The following is a 13,463-nucleotide window of genomic DNA, read 5'->3' as shown; positions in this document are numbered from 1 at the left end:
ATATTCAAACTTTGAGTTTTATTTTAAGCCATTTATGATTTAATCGGTGAGATTTTGCTGAATTGATTTTTAAATTGATAATCATGATATTGATTTCGATGTTAGTGCTTCTTGGCTAAACTGTTTGCAAAATTGAACTGTGATCAGAAAAGTCTTTTATTGTTTTTAGATGCGTGCGTAATATTACATCAAAAAATATCGAAGATTTAAGCATTACGGAGAATTCAATATTATCTCTAGGTACAGTTTACACATGTGTAAAGCGAAATATTTCACATTTTCTCTTAAAAAAATGAATGCTTGTATTGGGCTGAGTTTGTGTTTAAACAGTGTTGTTTATGCGGAAACTCAATCTGGTTATTTGCAAGATATGCAAAAAAATATTGCCAATTTTATTCGTCCTAAAACAGATGATTCTTTTAGTACGGTACAATTGAGTCAGTTGTCTAATTTTCAAGTTCAGCCTGATCCAATCTATCAGCAATTACCTGTAGTGGGAGTCAGTTCTGACATGGATACTACGGCATTTGAGCATACGGCTGAAGTACAGAGCCATTTAAATTTACAAGAAGCAGTACAGATTGCGGTGAAACGTAATCCTGTAATTTCTCAAGCATTAGCCAATTTAGCGGCACAAAATGCCAATATTGATGTAGCCAAAGCGCAATATTATCCACAGTTAAAGGCAGGTTTGAATACAGGTGATTTTACCTCAAGTGATCGGGGACGTCAGTTATATACGATTGAAGCCAACCAATTGCTTTATGACTTTGGTAAAGTGAAATCGAGTGTCGATACGCAAAAAAATAAATTGGAAGCTGAACAAGCCAATGTTTTGTTAAATATTGATGAGATTGCTACGGAAACAGCCCGTTCGATCATCGCAGTATTACGTTATCGGGTATTGTTGAATATCGCACAAGATCAAGTGAAGGGCGTGAGCCGTTTGCATGAAATTGCCCGTTTGCGTTCAGAAGCAGGAATTAGTAGCTATGCCGATCCTGTGCAAGCACAAAGTTATGTCGAATATGCAAAAACCTATTTATTAACACAGCAAAATAAATTGCGCCAAGAAGAACAAAAATTAAAAACTTTATTAGGTTTTGATGTCAGTCGTACAGATTTTATTATTCATGATGAATTTTTAAAGAAATCAGATCTTTATAATGCTCCACAGTTAAATACTATTCCTAGTATGATTGCAGCACAAGCTGAAATTGAAATTGCCAAAAGTCAGAAAAAACAAACAGAACTCAGTCGTTATCCAACGGTTTCATTAACTGCCTCTTTAAATCAGGCATTGAATGGTAAAAATCCAAGTACAGGAAAACAAGACGATACCGATAGTTCGATTGGTATCTCGATGACGAGTAATTTTTATCAAGGAGGGGCTGTCAGCTCTCAGATTCGTTCTGCTGCTTATGCAGAGCAAGCTGCTCGTTCTAAGCTGAATGCAACTTATTTAAATATTATGGATTCAAGCCAAATTGCGCGTGAAAATATTGAAAATATGGACAAGCAAATTTGGGTGTTAATTGACCGTGAACGTTCAACAGCAAAAACTCGTGAGCTATACGAAGAACAATACAAATTGGGCAAACGTTCGATTTTAGATTTGTTGAGTTCTGAACAGTCTTTCCATAGTTCTCGGGCTGAACGTGAATCTGCTCGCTACGACATTTATGACACACTTGCAATGTATATCAATGTGATGGGTAAGAGTCGAGATATTTACCAACTTAATAATACGAAAATTCAAGGGTTTGAAGTACAGCAATGAACCAGACACTCAATTATCAACCTTGGCTACAAGCCTTATTAACGGTTGCCCAACATTATCGTATTCAGCCCTCAGAAGAGCAGATACGCCTACAATTGGATTGGAATAAGTATCAGAATATTGATGATTTATTGCAAATCGTCACCAAACAATTGGGTTTAAATTATCGCCGTGCTGATTTTTCAAAAGATGTACTGAATCCTTGGCGTTTACCTGTGGTCATTGAGTTTAAAGATGGTCAAGTCGCTGTGATTGAAAAGGTCGATCAGCAAGGTAATGCTAGTTTACAACTCAGTGGTGATCAAGGTTTATCTCAGACATTTACGTTAAAAGCACTACAGGAAAATGCGAAACAGATTTTTATTTTTCGTCCTGAAAGTTCCATTCCTGATGCTCGTGTAGATGAGTACATTAAACCTTATGAGCAAAGTTGGTTTTGGAACATCGTATTAAAAGATTGGAAGCGTTATACCGATATTATGGTTGCTTCCATGGTCGCAAATATTTTGGCGTTAGCGACTATTGTCTTTTCGATGCAAGTATATGACCGTGTAGTGCCTTCGCAGTCGATTCCAACTTTATGGGTATTGGCAGGTGGTGTACTGATTGCGGCTATTTTCGAATTTACCTTGCGTGTTGCACGCGTGTATTTATCGGACATTATTGGTAAACGTGCTGATTTAAAAATTTCAGATCGGGTTTTTGGGCATGCCTTACGTATTCGGAATAAAGATCGTTCTAAATCTACGGGTTCTTTTATTTCACAGATTCGTGAATTAGAAGGTGTGCGTGAGTTGGTGACTTCGACCACCATCAGTGCAATGGCAGATTTACCTTTCTTCTTATTGTTCCTTGCAATTTTTTGGATTATCGGCGGTAACCTATTTTGGGTTATGTTATTTGTCGTTCCTCTCATGATTATTCCAGGTTTTATGGCGCAGAAAAAGCTTGCACAACTTGCACAAGAAGGTATGCGTGAAGGTGCTATTCGAAATGCAATTTTAGTTGAAGCGGTACAAGGGATTGAAGATATTAAATTATTACGTGCCGAAGCAAGATTTCAAAATCAGTGGAATCACATGAATGAAGTGTCTGCTGACATTAGTATGCGTCAACGTAAAATCACAGGTTGGCTCAATGCGTGGACGCAGAAGATTCAAGGTTTAGCCTATGCGATTGTAGTATTGGTTGGCTGTTTTGCGGTGATGAAAGGGGATATGACCACTGGTGCATTGGTGGCATGTTCAATTTTATCATCACGCATGCTTGCACCGATTGCGCAAATTACAGGGGTATTAGGGCGTTGGCAGCAAGCCAAAGTGGCAAAACAGGGTTTGGATGAATTAATGAAAAAACCTGTGGATCGCCCTGATCGTGCACAACTGATTCATCGTAAAGTGATTTTAGGTGATTATGAGTTTAAAGGGGTGATGTTTAAGTATACTGAAGATGATTCTCGTCCATCTTTGTTAATCCCTCAGCTCAAAATTAATGCTGGTGAGAAAATCGCAATTTTAGGTCGAAATGGGGCAGGCAAATCAACCCTATTGCAATTATTGTCAGGTATGCAAAGTCCAGAGCAAGGTAAAATTAGCCTTGATGGAGTAGATCAATCTTTGATTGACCCTGATGATATTCGTCGTGATATGACTTTATTGAATCAAAATGCACAACTTTTTTACGGGACGATTCGCGAGAATTTAACCTTGGGTGCTCCATTAGCTACCGATCAAGATATTCTCAATGCCTTAAAAATTACTAATGCACTCGATATTGTAGAACAGAAAAAGGAAGGTTTAGATCATATTATATTAGAAGGTGGCGCTGGTTTTTCAGGTGGTCAACGACAGTCTTTGTTATTAACCCGCTCTATTTTACGTAATCCAAATATTTTATTACTCGACGAGCCTACAGCAGCATTGGATGATGTATCTGAACGTAGTTTGATTGAACATTTAAAACAATGGTCAGGACATCGTACCTTGATCGTGGCAACCCATCGTCCTGCTGTATTACAGTTGGTCGATCGTATTATTGTGATTCATGATGGAAAAATTGTGAAAGATGGTCCTCGTGATGAAATTTTGAATCCTCATCAAAATAATGCAGGAGGCACTTCAGTATGAGTTCAGCACAATTACCTGAAAATAATACAAAACAAGACAATGGCTTCGATACATTAAAGCGTCCAAGTAATCCTTCTGCACTCAAATTTTCTGAGCCTCCTCTACCCAAAGCTAGTTTAGTCATTTGGATTGTGGCGCTTGGTTTGGCTGCTTTTATTGTTTGGGCATGTATGTTCAAGCTAGAAGAGGTCTCGACTGGTACTGGCAAGGTGATTCCATCATCGAAAGAGCAAACTATTCAATCTTTAGATGGTGGTGTGGTGACCAAACTTGAAGTGAAAGAAGGTGATATTGTTGAAAAAGGGCAGATTCTTGCACAAATTGACCCGACGCGCTTTGAATCACAAGTCGGTGAAAGTTTGAGTAAATTACGTGCGATGCAAGCAACAGCGGCACGTTTAGAAGCTGAAGTAAATGGAACACGTCTGAGCTTTCCAAAAGAGGTGCGTGATATTCCAAACTTAGTCAATGAAGAAACAGCGCTCTACAGCTCTAGACGCTCAAATTTAGAGGAGTCGATTGCAGGTTTAAGACATGCTTTGTCTTTAGTTCAAAATGAATTACAAATGACTGAACCTTTGGTTGCAAAAGGTGCTGCATCTGAAGTTGAAGTATTACGCTTAAAGCGTGATATTAATAATTTTGAAAACCAAATCAATGACAAGCGTAATGATTATTACGTAAAAGCGCGTGAAGAACTTGCCAAAGCCAATGCGGATATTAAGTCTTTACAGCAAGTGGTGACAGGACGAAATGACTCAGTTAAACGTTCTGTTTTCTATGCGCCTGTGCGTGCTGTCGTCAAAGAGTTAGCAATTACGACGATTGGTGGGGTGATTCCACAAAATGGCAAACTCATGACTTTGGTTCCTTTGGATGAAAAGTTACTGATCGAAGCCCGTATTTCACCAAGAGATATTGCATTTATTCATCCTGGACAAGCAGCCCTCGTGAAAATTACAGCCTATGATTACTCAATTTATGGCGGTTTAGCGGGTAAAGTTGTGGTGATTTCTCCTGATACCATTCGAGATGAAGTAAAGCAAGATCAATTTTATTATCGTGTTTATATTCGTACAGATGTTGATAAATTAGTGAACAAAGCGGGGCAATCATTTGCGATTACACCGGGTATGGTGGCAACAGTCGATATCCGTACAGGACAAAAAACAATTATGGAATATTTACTTAAACCATTTAATAAAGCACAAGAAGCATTAAGAGAAAGATAAGTACTTAATTGATGAGAAAGCCTGTATTAAATACTGGCTTTCTTTGATTAAAATTATATAAAAATATTTCTCTAACTTTTACTTTAAATGCAATTTTTGCATTACAAATAAAATTTACATTTATTTTAATTAATGTGTTCTATGATATTATAATATTTTTTATTGTGATGTTTTTCACATTATTGCTTTAATAAAATTTAACATAAAATTTTTTAAAAATAATATAAATAAATATTTAATAATAATTTTAGATAAAATAAATAAAATCATTTTTATATGAATATTTTTTCCAATTAATTGATTTTAAAAAATAAAAATAAAAATATATTTAATATATATTTTAGTTTTTTATTAATTTGATGTAGAAGTTTTAAATATTTAATTAAATTTCACATAATATTTATTAATTTTAAATCATAAAATTATTATGTGATTTTAAAATCATAGTTGCATGGTAGGATTTCAATAATTTTTAAAATCAGTATTTTCTGATAACGGTGGAAGAATGGAAAATATATCAATAGTATCTAAGGATACTGGAAATTTATCGCTAGTAACCAGCTCAAGTTTTTCAGTTCAAGCTCCTTCTGTTGTAGTACTAAAATATAGCAAAGAGCAAATTAAAAATATGATGAGAGAGGGTGATCATTTAATTATCACACTTGATACTGGAGAAGTGATTCAAATCGAAAACTTCTTTACCTTAGATAATAGTTTAGTTTTAGAAAATAATAATGAGTTACTTTGGGTTCAATTTAATGACTTAAATAATGTTTCGTTAGAAACGATTAATTATGCAGGCTTAGATAATGTTGAACCCTTATTATATGATTCTGTAGAAGGGACTTTGCCATTTATCGCAGGTATTGCGGGTGCAATAGGAACGGTTGCTTATATCGCGAATACAGATATCAGTCATAATTCTGGTAAAGATATAACAGCGCCAAATGCACCAAGTGATGTTGTGATCAGCGCAGATGGCACAACGGTTACAGGTAAAGCAGAACCAGGTTCTACGGTTGAAATCAAAGATAAAGAGGGCAACCTCTTAGGTTCAGGTACAGCAGACGCAAATGGTGACTTCACGGTTGGTTTGGATAATCCATTAACCAATGGTGAAACCGTTGATGTGACTGCCAAAGATGAAGCAGGCAACGTTTCAGACAAAACCGAAGTGACTGCAGCAGACAGTACAGCACCAGATGCACCAAGTGATGTTGTGATCAGCGCAGATGGCACAACGGTTACAGGTAAAGCAGAACCTGGTTCTACGGTTGAAATCAAAGATAAAGAGGGCAACCTCTTAGGTTCAGGTACAGCAGACGCAAATGGTGACTTCACGGTTGGTTTGGATAATCCATTAACCAATGGTGAAACTGTTGATGTAACTGCCAAAGATGAAGCAGGCAACGTTTCAGACAAAACCGAAGTGACTGCAGCAGACAGTACAGCACCAGATGCACCAAGTGATGTTGTGATCAGCGCAGATGGCACAACGGTTACAGGTAAAGCAGAAGCAGGTGCTACGGTTGAAATCAAAGATAAAGAGGGCAACCTCTTAGGTTCAGGTACAGCAGACGCAAATGGTAACTTTACGGTTGGTTTGGATAATCCATTAACCAATGGTGAAACTGTTGATGTGACTGCGAAAGATGAAGCAGGCAACGTTTCAGATAAAACGGAAGTCACTGCACCAATCATCTCAACTAGTGAAAAAGATGATATTGTTGGTGATATTCATCTGATTGGTGCCGGCGAAGATGGTATTTTTAATGCTGATGAATTAGGTACAGATGGAAAAGTTGATGTCGTTATTCAATTGGGTAAAGATGCTCAAGTTGGTGATGTTATCCGAATTAATGGTAAAGAACATACCATTACACAAGCTGAAAAAGATGTTGGTCAACTAAAAACAGAAGTTGTTGTACAAGAAGGTAATAATCAAGTTGTTGTTGAAGCAACAGATAAAAATGGCAACATTGATCAAGAAATTAAAGATTTTATTGTAGATACCATTCCTGCGGACATTGTTGGTGCAATTATTTATCCGAGTGATAGCTATGATGAGTTAATCTCAACACATACAATTAAAGTTCATATAGAACTGGGTAAAGATGCTGAAGTTGGTCAAGTCGTTACAGTCAATAATACTAATCATGTATTAACGCAAAGTGATCTCGATCAAGGTTATGTTGTTGCCAAAGTACATGTAGTTAATGGTGACAATCTAATTGCTGTTGAAGCAAAAGATCATGAAGGCAATTTAGATAAAACATCAGATACAGTAAGTATTCAAATCATTGAAACTGGCGGTGAGATGAGCAATATTATTGACGATGCTTTCTTCCCTGAAGCTGGTGTTGATAATATTTTTAATAAAGCAGAATTTGGTACAGATGGGACTGCAAAGTTAGAAATTATTTTAGGTGCAGATACTCAAGTTGGAGATGTAATTAATGCTGGTGGTGTAAAACATACCATCACTCAAGAAGATTTGGATAATAAAAAAATACAATTAGAAGTTCCTTTAGATGAAGGTGAAAATTTTGTTTTTATTTTTGCTTTAGGTCATTTCGGTACATTTGACCAGTCAAGTATTCATGTATTTGTTGATACTGTAGCCCCAGCTATTCCAAGTGATGTTGTGATCAGTGCAGATGGCACAACGGTTACAGGTAAAGCAGAACCAGGTGCTACGGTTGAAATCAAAGATAAAGAGGGCAACCTCTTAGGTTCAGGTACAGCAGACGCAAATGGTAACTTTACGGTTGGTTTAGATAATCCATTAACCAATGGTGAAACTGTTGATGTGACTGCCAAAGATGAAGCAGGCAACGTTTCAGACAAAACCGAAGTGACTGCAGCAGACAGCACAGCGCCAAATGCACCAAGTGATGTTGTGATCAGCGTAGATGGCACAACGGTTACAGGTAAAGCAGAAGCAGGTGCTACGGTTGAGATCAAAGATAAAGAGGGCAACCTCTTAGGTTCAGGTACAGCAGACGCAAATGGTAACTTTACGGTTGGTTTGGATAATCCATTAACCAATGGTGAAACTGTTGATGTAACTGCCAAAGATGAAGCAGGCAACGTTTCAGACAAAACCGAAGTGACTGCAGCAGACAGTACAGCACCAGATGCACCAAGTGATGTTGTGATCAGCGCAGATGGCATAACGGTTACAGGTAAAGCAGAACCAGGTGCTACGGTTGAAATCAAAGATAAAGAGGGCAACCTCTTAGGTTCAGGTACAGCAGACGCAAATGGTAACTTTACGGTTGGTTTGGATAATCCATTAACCAATGGTGAAACTGTTGATGTAACTGCCAAAGATGAAGCAGGCAACGTTTCAGACAAAACCGAAGTGACTGCAGCAGACAGTACAGCACCAGATGCACCAAGTGATGTTGTGATCAGCGCAGATGGCATAACGGTTACAGGTAAAGCAGAACCAGGTGCTACGGTTGAAATCAAAGATAAAGAGGGCAACCTCTTAGGTTCAGGTACAGCAGACGCAAATGGTAACTTTACGGTTGGTTTGGATAATCCATTAACCAATGGTGAAAAAGTTGATGTGACTGCCAAAGATGAAGCAGGCAACGTTTCAGACAAAACCGAAGTGACTGCAGCAGACAGCACAGCACCGAATGCACCAAGTGATGTTGTGATCAGCGCAGATGGCACAACGGTTACAGGTAAAGCAGAAGCAGGTGCTACAGTTGAAATCAAAGACAAAGAGGGCAACATCTTAGGTTCAGGTACAGCAGACGCAAATGGTGACTTCACGGTTGGTTTGGATAATCCATTAACCAATGGTGAAAAAGTTGATGTGACTGCCAAAGATGAAGCAGGCAACGTTTCAGACAAAACCGAAGTGACTGCAGCAGACAGCACAGCACCAAATGCACCAAGTGATGTTGTGATCAGTGCAGATGGCACAACGGTTACAGGTAAAGCAGAACCAGGTGCTACGGTTGAAATCAAAGATAAAGAGGGCAACCTCTTAGGTTCAGGTACAGCAGACGCAAATGGTAACTTTACGGTTGGTTTGGATAATCCATTAACCAATGGTGAAACTGTTGATGTAACTGCCAAAGATGAAGCAGGCAACGTTTCAGACAAAACCGAAGTGACTGCAGCAGACAGTACAGCACCAGATGCACCAAGTGATGTTGTGATCAGCGCAGATGGCATAACGGTTACAGGTAAAGCAGAACCAGGTGCTACGGTTGAAATCAAAGATAAAGAGGGCAACCTCTTAGGTTCAGGTACAGCAGACGCAAATGGTAACTTTACGGTTGGTTTGGATAATCCATTAACCAATGGTGAAACTGTTGATGTAACTGCCAAAGATGAAGCAGGCAACGTTTCAGACAAAACCGAAGTGACTGCAGCAGACAGTACAGCACCAGATGCACCAANTGGTAACTTTACGGTTGGTTTGGATAATCCATTAACCAATGGTGAAACTGTTGATGTAACTGCCAAAGATGAAGCAGGCAACGTTTCAGACAAAACCGAAGTGACTGCAGCAGACAGTACAGCACCAGATGCACCAACTGCAGTATTTGATAATAATGGTTCAGAAATAAGTGGTAATACTGAGCCAAATGCCACAGTGAAAGTAAAAGATTCTGCGAGTGGGGTTATTTTAGGTGAAGTAGTTGCAGATGAAAATGGTAACTATACGATTCAACTAGAAATACCATTGCAAAATGGTGAGGAGGTTGATGTCACTGCTACTGATGCAAAAGGTAATGAATCAGTACCGACAGATTTAGTTGCTCCAATTATTGATGATTCAGACAGCGATTCGGACTCTGACAGTGATTCGGATTCGGACAGCGATAGCGACTCAGACAGTGACTCGGATTCTGACAGCGATAGCGACTCAGACAGTGATTCGGACTCTGACAGCGATTCGGATTCAGACAGCGATAGCGATTCTGATAGTGACTCGGATTCTGACAGCGATAGCGACTCGGATTCTGACAGCGATTCGGATTCAGACAGCGATAGCGATTCTGATAGTGACTCGGATTCTGACAGCGATAGCGACTCAGACAGTGATTCGGACTCAGACAGCGATAGCGATTCAGACAGCGACTCGGATTCTGACAGCGATAGTGACTCAGACAGCGATTCGGACTCAGACAGCGATAGCGATTCAGACAGTGATTCGGACTCTGACAGCGATAGCGACTCAGACAGTGACTCGGATTCTGACAGCGATAGTGACTCAGACAGCGATAGTGACTCAGACAGCGATAGCGACTCAGACAGCGATACGGACTCAGACAGTGATTCGGATTCTGACAGCGATAGTGACTCAGACAGCGATTCGGATTCTGACAGCGACTCGGATTCGGACAGCGATAGTGACTCAGACAGCGATTCGGATTCAGACAGCGATAGCGACTCAGACAGCGATAGGGACTCAGACAGCGACTCGGATTCTGACAGCGATAGCGACTCAGACAGTGATTCGGATTCTGACAGCGATAGCGACTCAGACAGTGATTCGGATTCTGACAGCGATAGTGACTCAGACAGCGATTCGGACTCTGACAGCGATAGCGACTCAGACAGTGATTCGGACTCTGACAGCGACAGTGATTCAGACAGCGATAGTGACTCAGACAGTGACTCGGATTCTGACAGCGATAGTGACTCAGACAGCGATAGCGATTCAGACAGCGATAGTTCAGATCTATTAGCAGTAGATAATGACGTTCAACTGAAACTTGATATCACGCCTACAAGAGTTCAACTAGGAGAGGGTGAAAGCTTAGTAGGTCAAAAAGCGACGAGCTTTGGTGTGGCGACTATCGGACTGGGAGGTGTTGCAAACGTTAGTGCTTTAGCATTTGGATCATATATTGATGTCAGTGTTGGTGATGATCAGGTACGAGACTTGACCTTAAAAGCTGATGGTGGTGGTATTTCTATCGGTGAAACACATGATCTAGTGATATTGAAAGAAGATGAATGGGGGAACTGGAATGTAGTTCAATACCATAAAGATTGGTTCACAATTCCATTGCTTGGTTATATAAAGACAGGAGATATCCGTCTTGATGAACCAGGAAACTATAAAGTTTACCTTGCTAAAACAAATGGTGTAGGCGTACTTTCGGGTTCTGGTTTAGAAATTACAGATGATCAAGTATATGACTACTCAACAGTAACAGCAGTATCTGGTTCGGTATCTGGAAATATTTTGACAGATATTAATAATCAGAATGACTCAATTGGTTCAGAAAATGGACAAGATATTTTTGGTCAAAATGTCATTATTGAGTCTGTTACTGTGGGTACAGAAATCTATCCTATTGATCAGTTGCAACCGACAGTAATCCAAGGTGAATATGGTACTTTAACGATAGAGCCAAACGGTCAATATACTTATACCTTAAATGTAGGTGCTAAACCGCCATTCGGTTCGGTTGAGCAATTTAGTTATACATTGAAAGACACTGTGACAGGAGAAACCTCAAGCGCTAACTTGAATATTTCATTAAACAAAGAAGTTTCGGTGATAGATCCTGTTGTACAGCATTTAACTTTAGATGTTCAATCGGTTGTTACTCCAACAGAAAAGCTACAGGACTCAAGTCAAGTCAATGTTGCTAGTATTGGTTTAGGTATTGCAGATATTAAAGTTGCTACGATTGAAAAAGGTATGACCATCAATGTTGCTGAAGGTCACACACGAGAGATCAGTTTCTCTTCAAGTGGTGGTGCGCCTGTTGCATTAGGTGCGACCCCAGTCAGTCTAGCGATTTACAAATACAACGAAACCAATCAGAACTGGGAATTATATGCATTCAAAGAAAATTGGTATACCGTCGTTGGAGTGGTGATTGGTGCAGGCGCATCTAAGGAAAATGTAGATGTATTATTTACTGAAGGTACTTATAAAGCAGTGACCATGAGTGTGACAGCTGGTATTTCAGTATTGCCAACTATTGTATTAAAAGCAGATACTGACACTTTATATGACCATACCCAAACGTCGACGCAGCAACAATTGCAAGGAGATCTAACAACGGGTGACTATGCAGGCTTTGAAATGCGTAGTGTGAATGATCAACCAGTAGATGGTACGCCGATACAAGGTAAATATGGAACATTGCATATTAATGCCGATGGTACATATCAATACATTGTAGATCCAAATACTGCTGCAAATTTTGGTGATATTGATACCTTCTCATACAGCATCAAAGACCCAATCACTGGAGCATTGGCTTCAGGTACTTTAAATATTCAACTTGATGTTGTAGAAGCGAAAGATGATCAAGATAATGCTAAATTTGGCTTAGATAATATCGAAGATTATACTGGTTGGCATGTTGATGAGAGAACTGCAAACACTTCAAGTGTTAAAGAATTCGGCCATGAAATTACGGTTGGGAAAAATCAGATTCTTGATTTGCAATTAGCTTATGCATTTGATCAAGTCGCAACTTCTGCAAAATCAGATCAGTATCTGATTCGCTTAACCAATATAACGACTGGTGAAGTTGTAGAAATTCTTAATACTTCGGCAGACAAAATTGCGCAAACTGTAGCTTTACCTTCATTAACTGAAGGTAAATATAAGATTGATGTAATTGTTGATAATAGTGTGCTTTGGCAGGTCGATGTTAAACTCGACTTAACTGGAACAGTGACAACGCTAGATGGGTTTAGTGCGCAAGAATCTAATCTTGTGCTTGCAGAAGGTGATTTATTAGCAAATGACATTTACTATGAAAACCAAATTGCGAGTCTGAAAATTCAAGGGCAAACATTAGCTTTTGATAAGTACGGTCAATATGAACATGCGGCAAATACTTCAATAGTATTACAAGGTCAACATGGTGTTTTAACTGTCAAAGAAGATGGTACATATAGTTATCAGGCATCAGGTGAATCTTATGGAATCGAGAAGTTTGAATACATTTTAAACTCTATCCATGGCACTTCACAGTCAGCAGAATTAGTGATTAATGTCGGTAAAAATATGACTGGCTCAAAATATGATGATGTCATTACAACTAGCGTTGCTAATGATAGCTTCACAATGGGGGCAGGTGCTGATTCAGTGATATTTAACGTATTATCTGATGATAATGTGGGGGGCAATGGTCATGATACTTGGCATGACTTCAATATGTCTGAAGGTGATAAGATCAATGTAAGTGATTTGCTCAGTCAATATGAACATGCGGCAAATACTTCAATAGTATTACAAGGTCAACATGGTGTTTTAACTGTCAAAGAAGATGGTACATATAGTTATCAGGCATCAGGTGAATCTTATGGAATCGAGAAGTTTGA

General features: G+C 39.0%; 4 protein-coding genes. All 4 read left to right on the top strand.

Translation table 11 applies throughout. The annotated features are described in order from the left end of the window. Positions 1–253 precede the first annotated feature (253 nt). On the top strand, positions 254–1,780 hold the full coding sequence (locus HUV91_RS15620) for a TolC family protein (RefSeq protein ID WP_174494020.1): 1,527 nt from the start codon (positions 254–256) through the stop codon (positions 1,778–1,780). Further along, positions 1,777–3,906: a type I secretion system permease/ATPase gene (locus HUV91_RS15615; protein WP_174494019.1), complete on the top strand. Its 2,130-nt coding sequence runs from the start codon at positions 1,777–1,779 to the stop codon at positions 3,904–3,906. Before HUV91_RS15620 ends, HUV91_RS15615 begins: the two co-directional genes overlap by 4 nt. Further along, positions 3,903–5,138, top strand: a complete 1,236-nt coding sequence (locus HUV91_RS15610; protein WP_130075214.1) for an HlyD family type I secretion periplasmic adaptor subunit — start codon at positions 3,903–3,905, stop codon at positions 5,136–5,138. The genes HUV91_RS15615 and HUV91_RS15610 overlap by 4 nt, the downstream gene beginning before the upstream one ends. Before the next feature lie 505 nt (positions 5,139–5,643). Beyond that, positions 5,644–13,463: BapA/Bap/LapF family large adhesin (locus HUV91_RS15605; protein WP_174494018.1), on the top strand; the 7,820-nt coding region annotated here is incomplete at its 3' end.

This window comes from Acinetobacter sp. Marseille-Q1623 (assembly GCF_902809895.1).
Taxonomy (GTDB): domain Bacteria; phylum Pseudomonadota; class Gammaproteobacteria; order Pseudomonadales; family Moraxellaceae; genus Acinetobacter; species Acinetobacter piscicola_A.
This window is presented reverse-complemented; position numbering and strand designations above follow the sequence as displayed.

Excerpts from the sequence above, each read along its gene's own strand:
- HUV91_RS15620 (WP_174494020.1), top strand. The coding sequence starts at position 254 with ATGTGTAAAGCGAAATATTTCACATTTTCTCTTAAAAAAATGAATGCT.
- HUV91_RS15610 (WP_130075214.1), top strand. The coding sequence starts at position 3,903 with ATGAGTTCAGCACAATTACCTGAAAATAATACAAAACAAGACAATGGC.
- HUV91_RS15615 (WP_174494019.1), top strand. The coding sequence starts at position 1,777 with ATGAACCAGACACTCAATTATCAACCTTGGCTACAAGCCTTATTAACG.